Origin of the sequence: Pseudomonas sp. 2FG, from assembly GCF_005502935.1 — a bacterium.
GTDB lineage: Bacteria > Pseudomonadota > Gammaproteobacteria > Pseudomonadales > Pseudomonadaceae > Aquipseudomonas.
This window is the reverse complement of record NZ_SCMP01000008.1, coordinates 154,975-171,545: the sequence shown is the minus strand read 5'-3', so window position 1 is coordinate 171,545 and position 16,571 is coordinate 154,975. Positions and strand designations below refer to the sequence as shown.

Genomic DNA, 16,571 nt, shown 5'->3' with positions numbered 1-16,571 from the left:
GTTGAAGCCTCGCCGAAAATGCTCACGTACTGCAGTACGCTGCGCTTTTCGGCGAACCTTCGCCTTGTCTGGCCTTAGCCCAGTAGATCTTGAGCGGTGTCGAATGCGCTCGGTGTCAAGCTGACGCGCTTTCATGAGGTCCGCCCTTTGATTAATTAGGGCCGGCTCAGACGAGCCACACCTGCGGTCGGATTTCCTTATGGAGCCCGGCCGTTTTGCTTTCTCTGTGACGAACCTCGGGGAGAAGAACAGTGGTCATGCGTTGGGGCACCTACTTCGCCGTCTGCGCGGCGGTGATCAGTATCGGCCTGGCCCTCGGGGTGAGCATGCCGCTGGTGTCGCTGCGCCTGGAAAGCTGGGGTTATGACTCGTTCGCCATCGGCGTGATGGCCGCGACACCGGCCATCGGCGTACTGCTCGGCGCCGCGTTGGCCGGGCGCCTGGCGGCCCGTTGCGGCACCACCGGGTTGATGCAGCTGTGCCTGTTGGCTGGCGCCGTGTCGGTGGGCCTGCAGGCGCTGGTGCCTAGCTATGCGGCCTGGCTGCTGCTGCGCTTGCTGCTCGGCGTGGCGCTGACCGTGGTGTTTATCCTCGGCGAAAGCTGGATCAATCAGTTGGCGGTGGATAAGTGGCGGGGGCGGCTGGTGGCGCTGTACGGCACCGGTTATGCGCTCAGCCAGCTGTCCGGGCCCTTGCTGCTGAGCCTGCTGGGGACGGCGACCGATCTGGGGTTCTGGACCGGTACGGGGTTGCTGATCGGCGGTTCGCTGGTGCTGCTCGGCCGCACGGGTGCGCCGACGGTGGATGCGCAGAGCGCATCCGGACGCGGCCTGGCGGCGTTCTGTCGCCAGCTGCCGGCGATCGCCTGGGCGGTGAGTCTGTTCGCCGCGTTCGAGGCGATGATGCTGACCCTGTTGCCGATCTATGGGCTGCGCCAGGGTTTCACTCAGGAGGTCGCGCTGCTGATGGCCAGCGTGGTGGTGGTCGGCGATGCGCTGTTGCAGTTGCCGATCGGCTGGCTGGCCGACCGCATGCCGCGGCGCACGCTGTTCCGCGGCTGTGGCGTGACCCTGCTGTGGTCCAGCCTGGGCATTCCGCTGCTGCTGCACACCCCGTTGATCTGGCCGCTGTGGGTGTTGTTCGGCGCCAGCGCCGGCGGGCTGTTCACCCTCGCGCTGATTTTGATCGGCGAGCGTTACCGCGACGATCAGCTGGTGCGCGCCAACGCGCATGTGGCGCAGCTCTGGGGCATAGGTTGCCTGCTCGGGCCACTGCTGACCGGTGCGGCCAGTCAGTGGCTGAGCGGTCATGCATTGCCGCTGCTGATGGCCCTGGGGGCGGCCGGTTTTGTCTGGCTGGCCTGGCAGCGGCCGGACTTCGGCGACACGAGCGCGGAGCTGGAGGCCGACTGAACGAAAAGGGCGCCGCGGCGCCCTTGTGCAGGCCAGGAGTGGGCGCGGATTAGGCGCCCAGGGCGTCTTTCAGGCGATACCAGAGCATGCCGAGGGCCAGCAGCGGTGAGCGCAGGTGCTTGCCGCCGGGAAAGGTCATATGCGGCACCTGGGCGAACAGGTCGAAGCCACGGCTTTCCTGCCCGGCGATGGCTTCGGCGAGCAGCTTGCCGGCCAGGTGGGTGGCGTTCAGCCCGTGGCCGGCATAGGCCTGGGCGTAGAACACGTTGGGCTGCTCCTTGAGGCGGCCGATCTGCGGCAGGCGGTTGGCGCCGATGCCGATCATGCCGCCCCATTGGTAGGCGATTTTCACCTGGGCCAGATGCGGGAAGACTTCCAGCATCTTCGGTCGCATATAGGCGGCGATGTCCTGCGGATCACGCCCGGAGTAGTGGCAGGCGCCGCCGAACAGCAGGCGGCGGTCGGCCGAAAGACGGTAGTAGTCCACGGTCACGCGCTGGTCGCAGAGCGCCATGTTCTGCGGAATCAGGGTTCTGGCCTGGGCTTCGCTCAGTGGCTCGGTGGCGATGATGTAGCTGCCGGCCGGCAGCACCTTGCCGCCGAGGCGCGGGTTGAGGCCGTTGAGGTAGGCGTTGCAGGCCAGTACCAGGGTTTTCGCGCGGACTTTGCCGTTGGCGGTCTGCACGCAGACCTCGGGGCCGTAGTCGATACGCGTCACCGCCGACTGTTCGAACAGCTGCACGCCGAGTGACTGCGCCGCCGCGGCCTCGCCCAAGGCCAGGTTGAGCGGGTGCAGGTGGCCAGAGCCCATGTCGATCAGGCCGCCGACGTAGCGGTTGGAGCCGACCACCTGGTGCATCTCATCCGCCTGCAGCAGGCGCAGTTCGTGGCGGTAGCCGAGGCTCTTCAGTTCGTCCAGGTCTGCGGCGAAGCCGGCCAGATCGCGTGGCTTGTTGGCCAGGTCGCAGTAACCCCAGGTCAGGTCACAGTCGATGCCATGGTGCTCGACCCGCCGGCGAACGATCTCCACCGCTTCCAGGCCGAGCAATTGCAGTTCGCGCACGCCGTCGTTGCCGATCACCCCGGCGAACTGTTCGAGGCCATGGCCGACGCCGCGAATCAACTGACCGCCGTTACGCCCGCTGGCGCCCCAGCCGATCTTGTGCGCCTCCAGCAGCACCACCGAGAAGCCGCGTTCGGCCAGCTCGATGGCCGTGTTCAGGCCGGAAAAGCCGCCGCCGACAATGCACACGTCGGCGCGCACCTCGCCCGCCAAGGCCGGGTAGCTGAGGCTGCGGTTGACGCTGGCGGCGTAGTAGGACGGGGCGTGCTGGTGGTTCTGGGCCGAAGGCTGAACGCGGGCGTTCATGTGCGAAATCCTGATTATTGTGTTTGGTAAATTTTACGCAGAATAAGCCTGACCTCGCGCCGACGCCAAGGGGGGCGCAGGAAAAAACCTTGTGCCGCAGGGGCAAAAGTGCCGCCGAGCGCCTGGTATCGGCCGAGGTGGGTGCTGCACGGGTATCTTTGTTAGCATGCGCGCGCCTGGCGAAGAGAGGCACTGCGTCGCGCACCGCCGCGCAGGCCATTCTGTCTGCGTCAGATTCCCAAGGGGCCCAGCCCATGAGCTGCAACAGTCGGAAAATCGAGTATTTGCGCCAGCGGATCCCCGCGTTCGAGTGCGTGCCCGGCTGTCACGACTGCTGTGGGCCGGTGACCACCTCGTCGGAGGAAATGTCCCGACTACCGGTGAAAAGCGACGCGGAGCATGAGGCTGCGTTGGCCGAGTTGAATTGCGTGCACCTGGGGCCGAACGGCTGCCAGGTCTATGCCGAGCGCCCGCTGATCTGCCGGCTGTTCGGCACCACCCCGCGCCTGCCGTGCCCGAATGGCCGGCGCCCGGAGGCGATGATCGAGCCACGCATCGAGCAGCAGATCCACCACCTGATTGCGACCACGCGGCAAGTGCTGGTGTGATTCCTCGGGCGCAATGCGGTCTATGGCCAGATTGACGCCCTACGCCTGGGACCCTACTCCGGCACCGGCAGATGCAGGCTCTCCTTCACCTCCTCCATGACGATGTAGCTCTTCGACTCGCGCACATGCGGCAGCTTGAGGAGGATGTCGCCGAGCAGTTTGCGGTAGGAGGCCATCTCCGAGATCCGCGCCTTCACCAGGTAGTCGAAGTCGCCCGAGACCAGGTGGCACTCCAGCACGTGCGGCAGCTTGAGCACGGCACGGCGGAAGTCCTCGAAGGTGTCGCCGGACTTGTAGTCCAGGCTGATCTCGACGAACACCAGCAAGTTGGCCTTCAGGTGCTGCGGGTTCAGCCGTGCCGTGTAGCCCATGATGATCCCCTCGCGCTCCAGACGCCGCACCCGCTCGGTGCAGGGCGTGGTGGAGAGGCCGACCCGTTCGCCCAGCTCGGTGAAGGACAGGCGGCCGTCATCCTGCAGTATGCGTAAAATATTACGGTCGATCTTATCCAGCTCGCGACGGGTCTGATGCTGGGTTCTCATGGGGAATCCGCCTCTGCCATTAGGGTTTGTGCCGAGAATTCTCGCCAAATATAGCCTTCAATATAGTGAAATGCACTGGCTGTAGCTTTCTATACTGCGCACATTAACGCTCAAGATAACAAACGTCGGCGTAAAGTCGCGGCGAGGAGACGAACATGCGAGTGATGGTGCTTGGCAGCGGTGTGATCGGTACCACCAGCGCCTATTATCTGGCCCGTGCCGGCTTCGAGGTGGTGGTAGTCGACCGCCAGGCTGCGCCGGCCATGGAAACCAGCTTTGGCAACGCCGGCCAGGTCTCCCCCGGCTACGCCTCGCCCTGGGCCGCGCCTGGGGTGCCGCTGAAGGCGATGAAGTGGCTGCTGCAAAGGCACGCGCCGCTGGCGATCAAGGCCACCGCCGATGCCGATCAATACCTGTGGATGCTGCAGATGCTGCGCAACTGCACGGCCAGCCGCTATGCGGTGAACAAGGAGCGCATGGTGCGCTTGTCCGAGTACAGCCGCGACTGCCTCGACGAACTGCGGGCGGAAACCGGCATCGCCTATGAAGGCCGTAGCCTTGGGACCACGCAATTGTTCCGTACCCAGGCGCAACTGGATAACGCGGCGAAGGACATTGCCGTACTGGAACAGTCCGGTGTGCCCTATGAGTTGCTCGACCGTGAGGGCATCGCCCGCGTCGAGCCGGCCCTGGCCGGCGTCACCAATATTCTGGCGGGCGCCCTACGGCTGCCGAATGACCAGACCGGCGACTGTCACATCTTCACCACCCGCCTGGCCGAGATGGCCGTGCAACTGGGTGTGGAGTTCCGTTTCGGGCAGAACATCGAGCGCCTGGACTTCGCCGGCGACCGCATCAATGGCGTGTGGATCGACGACAAGCTGGAAACCGCCGATCGCTACGTCTTGGCGCTCGGCAGCTACTCGCCGCAACTGCTCAAGCCGCTCGGCATCAAGGCGCCGGTTTACCCGCTGAAGGGCTATTCGCTGACCGTGCCGATCACCAATCCGGCGATGGCACCGACCTCGACCATCCTCGATGAGACCTATAAGGTCGCCATCACCCGCTTCGACAAGCGCATCCGGGTCGGCGGCATGGCGGAAATCGCCGGCTTCGATTTGGTGCTGAACCCACCCCGGCGCGAGACGTTGGAGATGATAGTCGGCGATCTCTACCCGCAAGGTGGCGATCTGAGCCGGGCGGATTTCTGGACCGGGCTGCGCCCGACCACGCCGGACGGCACGCCGATTGTCGGCGCCACACCGGTACGCAATTTGTTCCTCAATACCGGTCACGGCACCTTGGGCTGGACCATGGCCTGTGGCTCTGGTCGCCTGCTGGCCGATTTGATGGCGAAGAAACGCCCGCAAATCAGCGCCGAAGGCCTCGATATCACTCGTTACGACAATTCTCAGGAGACCGACCAACATGTCCGTCCGGCGTCTGCACACTGAAGCGCGTTACAGCGAAATCGTCATCCACAACGGTACCGTCTACCTGGCCGGTCAGCTGGATGAGGGCCTGAGTGCCGGTATCGAGCAGCAGACCCGTGAGACCCTGGCCAGCATCGATCGCCTGCTCGATGAGGCCGGTACCGACAAGACGCGGATTCTGTCGGTGACGATTTACCTGAAGGATATCGACGCCGACTACGCAGGCATGAACGCAGCATGGGATGCCTGGGTGCCGAAGGGCGCCGCGCCGGCCCGCGCCACAGTCGAAGCCAGGCTGTATGCGCCGGAAGTTCTGGTGGAGATGTCCGTCGTCGCCGCACTGCCTTAAATCCTGTTTACCCGGCTTCACACCGGGTTTTTTTATTCCTCAGCAGAAGTCTGTCGCCATGCGTCCAGCCCGCGCCCTGATTGATCTCGATGCCCTGCGTCACAACTACCAATTGGCCCGCACCGTCAGCGGCGCCAAGGCCCTCGCCGTGGTCAAGGCGGATGCCTACGGGCATGGCGCGGTGCGCTGCGCCAAGGCGCTGGAGGCCGAAGTCGAGGGTTTCGCCGTGGCCTGCATCGAAGAGGCGCTGGAGCTGCGTGATGCCGCGATTGGCAAGCCGATTCTGCTGCTCGAAGGCTTCTTCGAGGCCGAAGAACTGGCGCTGATCGACCAGCACGACCTGTGGTGCGTGGTGCATTCGATGTGGCAGATCGAGGCGATTGAGCGCGCGCGGCTCGCCCGGCCGCTGACGGTCTGGTTGAAGCTCGACTCCGGCATGCATCGGGTCGGTCTGCATCCGGCCGATTATCAGGCGGCCTATCGGCGTCTGCAGGCCAGCGGCAAGGTCGGCAAGATAGTGCTGATGAGCCACTTCGCCCGCGCCGACGAGTTGGATTGCGAGCGCAGTGCCGAGCAGGTCGCGGTGTTCGAACAGGCGCGTGCGGGCCTGGAGGGCGAAGTCAGCCTGCGCAACTCGCCGGCCGTGCTCGGTTGGCCGCAGCTTGTCCCGCAACAGCAGCCCAGTGATTGGGTACGGCCCGGCATCATGCTCTACGGGGCGACGCCGTTCGAGCAGGAGCAGGCTCTGGCGGCGCGCTTGCAGCCGGTGATGACGCTGGAGTCGAAAATCATCGGTGTGCGTGAATTGCCGGCCGGCGAGCCGATCGGCTATGGCGCGCGTTTCATCACCGAGCGGCCGACCCGCGTCGGCGTGGTCGCCATGGGCTATGCCGACGGCTATCCGCGCCACGCGCCAACCGGCACGCCGGTGCTGATCGATGGCCAGCCGAGTCGATTGATTGGCCGGGTATCGATGGACATGCTCACGGTCGATCTGACCGACTTGCCCCAGGCCGGACTCGGCAGCCGCGTCGAGCTCTGGGGTAAAAACGTGCTGGCCAGCGACGTTGCGGCCTTGGCCGGGACTATTCCCTACCAGCTATTCTGCAATTTGCGCCGGGTGCCCTTGGTCTATTCCGGGGCTTAGCAGCAAGGCCGAAGAGGATTGCAATCAAGGTGTTGTAAATACTGAACGCTGTTGCCATGATACGGCTACATTTCCGTATCTTCCCGAGGGGGACTCCATCATTGGACGTCGGCGTTCGACTGCAATCCATTCGCAAGCTTAAAGGCCTATCGCAACGTGAACTCGCCAAACGCGCGGGCGTCACTAACAGCACCATTTCGATGATCGAGAAGAACAGCGTCAGCCCCTCGATCAGCTCGTTGAAAAAGGTGTTGGCGGGCATTCCCATGTCGTTGGTGGAGTTCTTCTCCCTCGAAGTGGAGCAAGACAACCACACCCAGGTGGTCTACAAAGCGAGTGAGCTGATCGACCTCTCCAGTGGTGCGGTAAGCATGAAACTGGTCGGTAAAGCGCACCCCAGTCGGGCGATTGCCTTCCTCGATGAGACCTACCCACCGGGTTCCGATACCGGCGACGAGATGCTCACCCATGAGGGTGAGGAGTCCGGCGTGTTGGTGGACGGGCGCCTGGAGCTGACCGTCGGCAGCGAGATTTATATCCTCGAAAGCGGTGACAGCTATTACTTCGAAAGCAGCAAGCCGCATCGTTTCCGTAACCCCTTCGATGCCCCGGCGCGACTGATCAGCGCCACCACACCGGCGAACTTCTAGTGTTGCAACGACGCTAGGCATAAGCCCCTGCGACAAGTTGGGTTGTTTCGGCCTGGCGGGCTAACCGTTATACTGGCGCCCGCTCGCGAAACCGTGGCCGCGGGCGTACTAGCCACGATGAGGGTGTAAGCGTGAACCTAATTAAGAAAATGCTGGCGGCCCATGCTGCCGTGTTGGCCCTGTGGGCGGTCAGCGCTCAGGCTACGACTAACGACGACATCGCCGCGCGCCTGAAGCCGGTCGGTGAAGTCTGCGTGCAAGGCGAAGAGTGCAAAGGCATTGAAGCCGTGGCCGCAGCGGCCGGCGGCGGGGCGAAAACCCCCGACGACATCATCACCAAGCATTGTGGCGCTTGCCACACCGCGGGCGTGCTGGGTGCGCCGAAAATTGGCGACGGCGCGGCCTGGAAAGCCCGTGCCGGTGCGGCCGGTGGTCTCGATGGGCTGCTCAAGCATGCTATCGCCGGGGTCAACGCCATGCCGCCGAAGGGCACCTGCGCCGACTGCTCGGATGACGAGCTGAAAGGCGCGATCCAGAAGATGTCCGGCCTGTAACGGCGCCGCCATCGATCAAAAAAGCCGCCTTCGGGCGGCTTTTTCGTTGCTCCTGCGGCCAGCGGTTGAGCCTGGAACCGCGCCACGGCGAGCCAGGCGCTTAGAACCTGTTCAAGATCGTCGCGAGCGCGGGTCAGGCAAGGCGAAAACAGGCGAGGACGCGGAGTTTACGAGTTGTAAATGAGCAGTCCGAGCCTGTTTTCAACGCGGCATGGCCAAGCGCAGCAGATATTGAGCAGGTTCTCAGTCGAGAAAGCGCACCGTGCCGTGTTCCAGGGACTGGATACGCGCCAGCGACTCGACCCAGTAGCCTTGCTCGTCGAGTTCCTGGCGACCCTTCTGAAAGGACTTCTCGATCACCACACCGATGCCGACTATGGTCGCGCCGGCCTGCTTGATCAGGTCGATCAGGCCGTGGGCCGCGCGGCCGTTCGCCAGGAAGTCGTCGATCAGCAACACCCGGTCGCTGGCCAGCAGATGCTTGGCGGAAACGGCGATGGTGCTTTCGCTCTGTTTGGTGAAGGAGAACACCTTGGCGGTCAGCAGATTGTCGGTCAGCGTCAGTGACTGATACTTGCGCGCGAAGATCACCGGCACGCCCAGCTCCAGCCCGGCCATGATCGCCGGGGCGATACCCGAGGCTTCGATGGTGACTATCTTGGTGATGCCCTGATCGCGGAACCGCTCGGCGAACTCGTGACCGATCTGCTGCATCAACCGCGGGTCGATCTGGTGGTTGAGGAAGGCATCGACCTTGAGCACCTGGTCGGACAGCACGATGCCCTCTGCGACAATCTTCTTTTTCAGCGCTTCCACGTGGTGACCCTCGTTGTTATGGCAAGGAGCGGGCCGTGATTTTAGTTGGCCCCGGAGTTCATTGGCGCGGCGCTTACGGGCGCTTCATCATCGCTCGGATATCCGCCAGGGCCGCGTTGCCGCGTACGGCTTTGACCTCCACCGGGGTGTCTTCCAGGCCTTCCCACTGCAGATCATCGGTGGGCAGCTCATCGAGGAAGCGGCTCGGCGCGCAGTCGATGATCTCGCCGTATTGTTTGCGCTTGGCGGCGAAGGTGAAGGCCAGGGTCTGCCGCGCGCGGGTGATGCCGACGTAGGCCAGGCGACGCTCTTCCTCGATGGTGTCGGCTTCGATGCTGGAGCGGTGCGGGAGGATCTCCTCTTCCATGCCGATGATGAACACGTAGGGAAACTCCAGGCCCTTGGAGGCATGCAGGGTCATCATCTGCACGCCCTCGGCGCCGTCTTCCTCTTCCTGCTGGCGTTCCAGCATGTCGCGCAGGACCAGCTTGCCGATGGCTTCCTCTATGGTCATGTCGCCGTCTTCGTCGCGCTCCAGGGTGTTTTTCAGCGCTTCGATGAGGAACCAGACGTTGCCCATCCGCGCCTCGGCCACCTTGTCGCTGGAGGCGTTCTGGCGCAGCCAGTTCTCGTAGTCGATGTCCATCACCATGCTCCGTAGCGCGGCGATCGGATCGTGCTGCGCGCACTGCTGGCGCACCCCGTCCATCCAGCGCTTGAAGCGCTGCAGGCGCTCGCTGAAGCGGCTGTCGAGGTGTTCGCCGAGGCCCAGTTCGTCGCTGGCGGCGTACATCGAAACCTTGCGTTCGGTGGCGTAGTTGCCGAGCTTCTCCAGGGTGGTCGAACCGATCTCGCGGCGCGGCACGTTGATCACCCGCAGGAAGGCGTTGTCGTCATCCGGGTTGACCAGCAGGCGGAAGTAGGCCATCAGGTCCTTCACCTCCTGGCGGCCGAAGAAGCTGGTGCCGCCCGACAGCCGGTAGGGAATCTGGTGGTGCTGCAACTTCAGCTCCATCAGCTTGGCCTGATAGTTGCCGCGGTAGAGGATGGCGAAATCGCTGTAGGGGCGGTCGGTGCGCAGGTGCAGGCTGAGGATCTCCATGGCCACCCGCTCGCACTCGGCGTCCTCGTTGCGGCAGCGGATCACGCGGATCTCGTCGCCGTGGCCCATCTCGCTCCACAGCTGCTTCTCGAAGGCGTGCGGGTTGTTGGCGATCAGCACGTTGGCGCACTTGAGGATGCGGCTGGTGGAGCGGTAGTTCTGCTCGAGCATCACCACCTTCAGCGAGGGGTAGTCGTCCTTCAGCAGCATCAGGTTTTCCGGGCGGGCGCCGCGCCAGGCGTAGATCGACTGGTCATCGTCGCCGACCACGGTGAACTGGTTGCGCTGGCCGACCAGCAACTTCACCAGCAGGTATTGGCTGGCGTTGGTGTCCTGGTATTCGTCCACCAGCAGGTAGCGCACCTTGTTCTGCCATTTCTCGAGGATGTCGGGGTGATCCTGGAACAGCTTCACCGGCAGCAGGATCAGGTCGTCGAAATCCACCGCGTTGTAGGCCCGCAGGGTGCGCTGGTAGTGCAGGTAGACGATGGCGGCGGTCTGCTCCTTGGGGTTGCGGGCATTGTCCAAAGCTTGCGGCGGCAGGATCAGATCGTTCTTCCAGGCGCCGATCATGTTCTTGATCTCGTCGACGCCGTCGTCGCCGGCGTACTCCTTCTGCATGATGTCGGTCATCAAGGCCTTCACGTCGGTCTCGTCGAAAATCGAGAAACCGGGCTTGAAACCCAAGCGCGAGTGCTCCTTGCGGATGATGTTCAGGCCCAGGTTGTGGAAGGTCGACACCGTCAGGCCACGACCCTCGGCGCCCTTGAGCAGGCTGCCGACGCGCTCCTTCATCTCCCGCGCGGCCTTGTTGGTGAAGGTCATCGCGACTATGTGCTGGGCGCGGATGCCGCACTGCTGCACCAGATGGGCGATCTTGCGGGTGATTACGCTGGTCTTGCCGGAGCCGGCGCCAGCGAGCACCAGAAGTGGGCCGCCGACGTAGTTCACGGCTTCTTGCTGCCGGGGATTGAGTCGGGACATGGTCGGCTATCGAAGGGAATGGGCGCGCATTTTAGCAGGCTCGGGCGACTCTGCCGTAACCGTCTGGAGACTGTGACGCAGCACCTACTGGTTGCATGTCGGGCTTGGTTATTTGTTGTAGTCCAGTACGCTTGTACCTATTGCCGGACTTGCCGGTGCTTGGGCTTTCCCGCAGGATGCGTGAGCAAACTGCACAGGACGTGCGGAATAGACGCCTGCAATGGCGCGTTCAGGCGGAATATAACCGCCGCTGTCTGGTTCTTGGGGAGGTTGCTTGTCTGCGCTTGTCGAACCCTTACGTATAGTCCTGCTGGCCGAGGCGCCGGAATGGGCGGTGTTACTGCGTGAGCATCTGGCCGCGTTGGGCAACCTGTCCCCGCTGATTACCGCGCCGTCCTGGGAGGCTGCCAGCAACCTGTTCGATGAAGGCGGCAACGGTTTGCTGTTGACCACCCAGGCCTTGCAGCCGGCCCCCGGGCGTTGCTCGCTGCCGACTGTGTTGCTGCTGGAGCAAGAGCCGGCCGAGTCGCCGATCGGGGTCAGCGATTGGCTGGTGCGCGACGGCCTCTGCGCCGGGGTGCTGCGCCGCTGCCTGCGTTATGTGCGGGAACACGGCACGCTGAAAGCTACCTTGCAGCGCTTGGCCGAGCAGGATCCGCTGACCGGCATCGTCAATCGCCAGGGTTTTCAGACGCTGCTGGCGGCGCGCCTGGCCGAGTTCCAGGGCCGTGGTCTGGCCCTCGGCCATCTCGATCTGGATAACTTCCGCCATGCCAACGATACCCTCGGCCACCAAGCCGGCGATCGCTTGATTCTGCAGGTGGTCGCACGCTTGAAGGCGCAGCTGGAGGCCGGCGATCAGCTGGCGCGCCTGGGCAGTGACGAGTTCGCCCTGCTGCTGGATACCCGCCGTGACCCGGCGCGCGCCGAGCGGATTGCCGAGCGTATCGGCGAGGCACTGTCCGAGCCCTATTGGGTGGATGGCGAGAGCCTGCTGATCGGCTGCAGCTTGGGGCTGGCCCATGCCAGCGCCGAGGTGGGTGCCGATCCCCTGATGTGGCATGCGCATATCGCCATGCAGCAGGCCAAGAGCGCCCAGGGCTGCACCTTCCATGTCTATAACGAGCGGATCAACCGCAATGCGCGCAGCCTCGCCGACCTGGAAGCCGAGCTGCGTCGCGCCCTGCGCCGGGATGAGCTGGAGCTGCACTATCAGCCGCGGCTGTGCCTGCAGAGCGGGCGGATTCTCGGTCTGGAGGCGCTGGTGCGCTGGCGGCACGGCGAGCGTGGCCTGCTGGCGCCGAATGAGTTCGTGCCGCTGGCCGAAGAGAGCGGGCTGATCGTGCCGCTCGGCTATTGGGTGATTTCCCGTGCCCTGCGCGATATGCAGTGGCTGCGTGGGCGCGGCCTGCCGGCGCTGCACATGGCGGTCAATCTATCCTTCCGGCAGTTTCAGGACAGCCAGTTGCTGCCGACCCTGAGCCGCCTGATCAGCGAGCGCGGGGTGGATGCTCAGTGGCTCGAGTTCGAGCTGACCGAGACCGCGGTGATGCGCCGCAGCGACCAGGTGCAGCTGACCATGCAGGCGCTCGGGCGGCTCGGCGTGCGCTTCTCGCTGGACGATTTCGGCACCGGTTTCTCCTCCTTCGTGCACCTCAACAGCTTGCCGATCACCCTGCTGAAGATCGACAAGAGTTTCGTCGCGGGCATGGGTGAACGCCCGGAGAACCGCCAACTGGTGCGGGCGATGATCAACCTGGCGCATAACCTCAATCTGCAGGTGGTGGCCGAAGGGGTGGAAAACGCCGAGCAGTTGGCCCTGCTGCGCCAGTTCGGTTGCGATCAGGTGCAGGGCTACCTGATCAGCAAACCCTTGCCGCTGGTCGAGTTGGCGCGCTTTTTAGTCTTTGGCCAGCGTCAACCGTTGCTGAGCAAGCTGTCGTCGTAACGGCAGCGGCCGCCGCGCGGTCTTCCATTCAAAGCTCAGGGTCAGGCCCAGCGCCGCTGTGGCTAAACCAAACGCCAAGCCCCCGGTTTGCATCTTGGCTTGCTGTGGCTCCTGCTGGGCTTAGTGAGGCGCTCTCAATCTAGTGCTTCTGGTAAAAGCCGAGCCAGTACCGTGACACGAGCGTCAACTTCTAACTCCTCAATGTGAATGCAGGACATTTTAACATTTGTATATTCGCTAAAATACGTATCGATTAGTTCATACATAGGGCCAAATTGGTCGATACTAAAATTGTTTCCAATTTCCACTAAAACCATTAGCCCGTCAGCCGAGCGTAATTTTTCTATTTCCAATACAGTCCCGCTTAAAGCGGCTTTCAGCGCAATTGAGGCACTATTTATGCCATTCCCAGTGCCACAGCCCATCACTATTGCCCGTCCACCACTCAGGACGCTCATTACGTCGACAATGTCTACACCAATTAACCCAGGAGTCGGGGCGGGAGATGCGATAACACGGATGAACTGCTCGGCTAGTTGTGCCGCACGCTCGAAATATGCTTTTTTTGTTAACACTATTTGTTCTTCTTCAAGTGCATGATTTTGCACCTCAAGCAACGCTGTTACTCGCCCTCTCAATGCTTTCAAACCTGCAGTGCTGCGTTTGTAAAGTATTTCCCCCTCAGTTTCAGATGCGGTAATTGCAACAGCGAAGGTTGGATTATTACGTGTAGCCAAAATATCGGCCACTACGCAGGATATTTCAGTTTCTGCAGTGCCTCCTAATCCCGTAAGAAGAACAACCACGTCTAGGCCATCTAATAAATGTCCAATTTCTTCCTGTTGAAGCATGACAATACGCCTCACTTCACTCTGGCTTTTCGCCGGCACTCCCTTGCAGTCGACTAGTAACGTACGAGTGGCGTAGGTGCTATATGTTAACCACTTGCGGTCAGTATCAATTACAATAGTTATATACGGGCGCATCAATGCCAGCCCTGCACGCTCAAGCATGGAGCGGCCGAGTTTTCCTACAGCCACAATAGCGATGGGGGCTTCAGTAATAGGTTTCTCATGGGCTGACTTTCCGCATTCTTTTCTCAGTAACTCTGGAATTAGATGGGCTGGAGAGTTCGTATCAATAAATATTCCAGGCTCGGTATCATTGCTGGCGCCAATAAAAATGGCGGATGAATTGGATTCTTTGGTTTTCATTTGTCAGGGCTGCCTATATTTCTATATAGTCTGAATTGAAAATTAAAGCGAGCTAAATTAAGGGGTCTAGTTAATGGCTCGCCAAAAAGCAACGTGTAAATCATTGCTCGAGCCGCCCACCTACTTATCCCATGGGGTGTACTTCAATCTAGAAGGGCTTCTGTTTTCGGTATGTCCTCGACACTGGATCAGCCCATCACTTAATTTTCAGAATCAAGGTATCTTCAAGCTTACATTTTCTCTTCCCGCCGCTCATACCCCAGTGCGCAGAGCTCAAGCGCCCGCGTTCGGCGGATAACCCGTCAGGCTTAAACACCTCCACAACGGCATTCCAGAGTCCAGTTGTCGGGGTTTCTTGTCCGGGATCGAGGCACAGCAAGTGAGTAGCACGCAGTTCGCCGTCGCACTTAATGCCTTGATATCCCACTACCAGTAACCAGTGTCCTGAACCACCTTCCCAGCGCAGACAGATGATTGGCAGAGCATCTTCAACAGCATCATTTACTGCATTAAAAACGTCCTCCTTCTTGCCGAAAACATGATTTCTTTTGAGTTGTTCGGTTTTAAAAAAGTCTGTAAGTCGGAGTAAATCATTGGTATTCGTGCCCTGTGAAACCAAAGCACCAAAATCCTTTAGTGCATCACGAAAGTGCCCTTTTTTTCCGCGCCCATCAAATTGATCCATGTTCTCAGCTTGGCTTCGAGTCATCAGCCCCAAAGCAATGAGCGCCATGACGATACAGTAGGGCCCACAAGCACCATCCATGTCGCCTTGGCGCAGGTGCACAAGCTCAGGATTGGGTGTTTGAGTGCTAACCGGGCCCTCTTCGGATATCCGAAATAAATTGCTAACAACCATATGATTCATCTGTGGAGCCCTTATTTTTTAGTTTTCAGTGGGTTGCGGCGAAAACTGGGTGCAACGTTTGAAACTCAAGGTAGAGAGTTGCCTCTGGTAGAGTCAAGGTGTGGTCGCCACTCTTTGTTTACGACTAGAAATAAACCAGTTCCTGAGTGTTCCCCGATTAAACCCGGTAGCCATGCCGATCAGACCGCGCCTGCCCCTAACTCCTGCAGCCCGAAACGGGACACCGAGTCGCGCAGTCCGCCCACCACCTGATTAAGTTCGCCTATCGTCCTGGTCGACTGGCGCAGTGATTCCACGGTCTGCTGCGAGGCCTCGCCAAGCTGGGTCAGGGCCTCACTGATCTGCTCCCCTCCCGCTGCCTGGGCCTGCATGCCTTCACCGACCGCTTCAAAACGGGGTGCCAGGGTCTGTACCTCGTGAATGATCTGCGACAACTGATCGCCGACCTGCTGCACGTCCTGCATGCCACGGCGTACCTCTTCGGAAAATTTGTCCATGCCCATCACGCCCGCTGACACCGCCGACTGGATTTCCCGCACCATTTGCTCGATATCGTAAGTCGCCACCGCGGTCTGGTCGGCCAGGCGCCGGATCTCCGTCGCCACGACGGCAAAACCGCGGCCATATTCACCGGCTTTTTCGGCTTCGATGGCGGCGTTCAGCGACAGCAGGTTGGTCTGATCGGCGACCTTGGTAATGGTGGTGACCACCTGATTGATGTTGCCGGCCTTTTCGCTAAGCACCACCAGCTTGGTATTGATCAGGCCGGCGGCGGCCATGACTTTTTGCATGGTTTCATCCATGCGGCTGAGGCCGCTTTGTCCGTTGCCCGCCAGCGTCGCGGTTTGCTCGACAGCCACGGAAACCTCATTCATGGTCTTGACCAGTTGCCGGGAGGTGGCGGAAATCTCCTTGGAAGTGGCCATGATTTCGGCCGTCGTCGCGGCGACCTCGCTGGCCGTGGCCTGTTGCTGCTTGGCCGTGGCCGAGATCCCCATGACCGAAGTGTTGACCTGGATGCCAGATTTCTGCACGGCGACGACCGTCTCCTTCAGGCCGGCGACCATTCGCCCAAACGCATGCGCCAATACCCCGACTTCATCCTTGCGCGCCCCGGCGGTTGTCTGCACCGTGAGATCCCCGGAGGCAATCTGGTTGGCGATTCCCACGACCTGCCGGAGGCTAACCGTGATGTCGCGGACGATGAAGAAGCCGATGCAGGAAACCACCAGCAGGCCGAGCGCGGCCCCTGCCAGCGTCAAGAGCACTTCGCCCTGGAGTTTCTCGATGCGCTTGTCGAGCAGGCCCTTCAGGGCCTTGGCGGTGTCAGCCTCCACGTCAAAAACCGCGTCGACGCTCCGACTCATAGTCGCGAAATAATCCTCGCTGGTATCCAGCTTGCGGCTTACGGCCAGACTCCTGACGTAGCTCGCCGCGTCCTGGACAGCATTCATGGTGGTTTGCGTGTGCGTTTCGAGTTGCGGTCCAAGCGCTGCATTGGCCTGCAAGGACTTGCTCAGTGATTCCTGCATTTTTTTCTGCAGAAACGCCACCAGGATGGACAGGCGGTTCAGT

The 16,571-nt window shown here is 61.5% G+C and carries 14 protein-coding genes and 1 pseudogene; 8 read left to right on the top strand and 7 right to left on the bottom strand.

Going from position 1 to position 16,571, the window contains the following annotated elements:
- The first annotated feature begins 257 nt into the window (after positions 1–257).
- On the top strand, positions 258–1,412 hold the full coding sequence (locus FFS13_RS10495) for an MFS transporter (RefSeq protein WP_137819077.1): 1,155 nt from the start codon (positions 258–260) through the stop codon (positions 1,410–1,412).
- Positions 1,413–1,461: 49 nt separating this feature from the next.
- Here the strand turns inward: FFS13_RS10495 and FFS13_RS10490 are convergent, their stop codons facing one another.
- A complete protein-coding gene (locus FFS13_RS10490) occupies positions 1,462–2,781 on the bottom strand; it encodes an FAD-binding oxidoreductase (protein ID WP_137819042.1) in 1,320 nt (439 codons plus the stop codon).
- A gap of 254 nt (positions 2,782–3,035) precedes the next feature.
- Between FFS13_RS10490 and FFS13_RS10485 the strand changes: the two genes are divergently transcribed.
- The gene (locus FFS13_RS10485; RefSeq protein WP_137819041.1) at positions 3,036–3,389 is read left to right on the top strand and encodes a YkgJ family cysteine cluster protein; all 354 of its coding nucleotides are present in this window, start codon (positions 3,036–3,038) and stop codon (positions 3,387–3,389) included.
- 53 nt (positions 3,390–3,442) lie between these two features.
- Here the strand turns inward: FFS13_RS10485 and FFS13_RS10480 are convergent, their stop codons facing one another.
- Positions 3,443–3,931, bottom strand: coding sequence for an Lrp/AsnC ligand binding domain-containing protein (locus FFS13_RS10480; protein WP_137819040.1), 489 nt, complete (start codon positions 3,929–3,931; stop codon positions 3,443–3,445).
- A gap of 155 nt (positions 3,932–4,086) precedes the next feature.
- On the opposite strand from FFS13_RS10480, the gene dadA reads away from it, so the two are divergent.
- The 5 genes from dadA to FFS13_RS10455 all read left to right on the top strand — a co-directional run bounded on the left by dadA (position 4,087) and on the right by FFS13_RS10455 (position 8,064).
- Complete coding sequence (gene dadA / locus FFS13_RS10475; protein ID WP_137819039.1) at positions 4,087–5,385, top strand: D-amino acid dehydrogenase; 1,299 nt, start codon at positions 4,087–4,089, stop codon at positions 5,383–5,385.
- Positions 5,360–5,713, top strand: a complete 354-nt coding sequence (locus FFS13_RS10470; protein ID WP_137819038.1) for a RidA family protein — start codon at positions 5,360–5,362, stop codon at positions 5,711–5,713. The genes dadA and FFS13_RS10470 overlap by 26 nt, the downstream gene beginning before the upstream one ends.
- 58 nt (positions 5,714–5,771) lie before the next feature.
- On the top strand, positions 5,772–6,860 hold the full coding sequence (alr, locus tag FFS13_RS10465) for an alanine racemase (RefSeq protein WP_137819037.1): 1,089 nt from the start codon (positions 5,772–5,774) through the stop codon (positions 6,858–6,860).
- A 101-nt stretch (positions 6,861–6,961) separates the two neighbouring features.
- Entirely contained in the window at positions 6,962–7,510 is a 549-nt protein-coding gene (locus tag FFS13_RS10460) for a cupin domain-containing protein (RefSeq protein WP_119953220.1), read from the top strand.
- Positions 7,511–7,641: 131 nt separating this feature from the next.
- Entirely contained in the window at positions 7,642–8,064 is a 423-nt protein-coding gene (locus tag FFS13_RS10455) for a cytochrome c5 family protein (RefSeq protein WP_137819036.1), read from the top strand.
- A gap of 243 nt (positions 8,065–8,307) precedes the next feature.
- On the opposite strand, the gene FFS13_RS10450 is transcribed toward FFS13_RS10455, so the two are convergent.
- The gene (locus FFS13_RS10450; RefSeq protein WP_137819035.1) at positions 8,308–8,880 is read right to left on the bottom strand and encodes a xanthine phosphoribosyltransferase; all 573 of its coding nucleotides are present in this window, start codon (positions 8,878–8,880) and stop codon (positions 8,308–8,310) included.
- Between the two features lie 73 nt (positions 8,881–8,953).
- Entirely contained in the window at positions 8,954–10,966 is a 2,013-nt protein-coding gene (gene rep / locus FFS13_RS10445) for a DNA helicase Rep (protein WP_137819034.1), read from the bottom strand.
- Positions 10,967–11,240: 274 nt separating this feature from the next.
- Between rep and FFS13_RS10440 the strand changes: the two genes are divergently transcribed.
- Complete coding sequence (locus tag FFS13_RS10440) at positions 11,241–12,914, top strand: bifunctional diguanylate cyclase/phosphodiesterase (protein WP_137819033.1); 1,674 nt, start codon at positions 11,241–11,243, stop codon at positions 12,912–12,914.
- Positions 12,915–13,048: 134 nt separating this feature from the next.
- Here FFS13_RS10440 and FFS13_RS10435 read toward each other — a convergent pair whose 3' ends face one another.
- From FFS13_RS10435 to FFS13_RS10425, 3 genes and pseudogenes are all read right to left on the bottom strand, one after another.
- A complete protein-coding gene (locus FFS13_RS10435) occupies positions 13,049–14,128 on the bottom strand; it encodes a hypothetical protein (RefSeq protein ID WP_137819032.1) in 1,080 nt (359 codons plus the stop codon).
- 196 nt (positions 14,129–14,324) lie between these two features.
- Complete coding sequence (locus FFS13_RS10430) at positions 14,325–14,996, bottom strand: hypothetical protein (RefSeq protein WP_137819031.1); 672 nt, start codon at positions 14,994–14,996, stop codon at positions 14,325–14,327.
- Positions 14,997–15,175: 179 nt separating this feature from the next.
- Positions 15,176–16,264 (bottom strand): annotated as a pseudogene (locus tag FFS13_RS10425) (methyl-accepting chemotaxis protein); the annotation flags it as partial.
- Between the last annotated feature and the right edge of the window lie 307 nt (positions 16,265–16,571).

Excerpts from the sequence above, each read along its gene's own strand:
- FFS13_RS10495 (WP_137819077.1), top strand. The coding sequence starts at position 258 with ATGCGTTGGGGCACCTACTTCGCCGTCTGCGCGGCGGTGATCAGTATC.
- FFS13_RS10490 (WP_137819042.1), bottom strand. The coding sequence starts at position 2,781 with ATGAACGCCCGCGTTCAGCCTTCGGCCCAGAACCACCAGCACGCCCCG.
- FFS13_RS10485 (WP_137819041.1), top strand. The coding sequence starts at position 3,036 with ATGAGCTGCAACAGTCGGAAAATCGAGTATTTGCGCCAGCGGATCCCC.
- FFS13_RS10480 (WP_137819040.1), bottom strand. The coding sequence starts at position 3,931 with ATGAGAACCCAGCATCAGACCCGTCGCGAGCTGGATAAGATCGACCGT.
- dadA (WP_137819039.1), top strand. The coding sequence starts at position 4,087 with ATGCGAGTGATGGTGCTTGGCAGCGGTGTGATCGGTACCACCAGCGCC.
- FFS13_RS10470 (WP_137819038.1), top strand. The coding sequence starts at position 5,360 with ATGTCCGTCCGGCGTCTGCACACTGAAGCGCGTTACAGCGAAATCGTC.
- alr (WP_137819037.1), top strand. The coding sequence starts at position 5,772 with ATGCGTCCAGCCCGCGCCCTGATTGATCTCGATGCCCTGCGTCACAAC.
- rep (WP_137819034.1), bottom strand. The coding sequence starts at position 10,966 with ATGTCCCGACTCAATCCCCGGCAGCAAGAAGCCGTGAACTACGTCGGC.
- FFS13_RS10435 (WP_137819032.1), bottom strand. The coding sequence starts at position 14,128 with ATGAAAACCAAAGAATCCAATTCATCCGCCATTTTTATTGGCGCCAGC.
- FFS13_RS10430 (WP_137819031.1), bottom strand. The coding sequence starts at position 14,996 with ATGAATCATATGGTTGTTAGCAATTTATTTCGGATATCCGAAGAGGGC.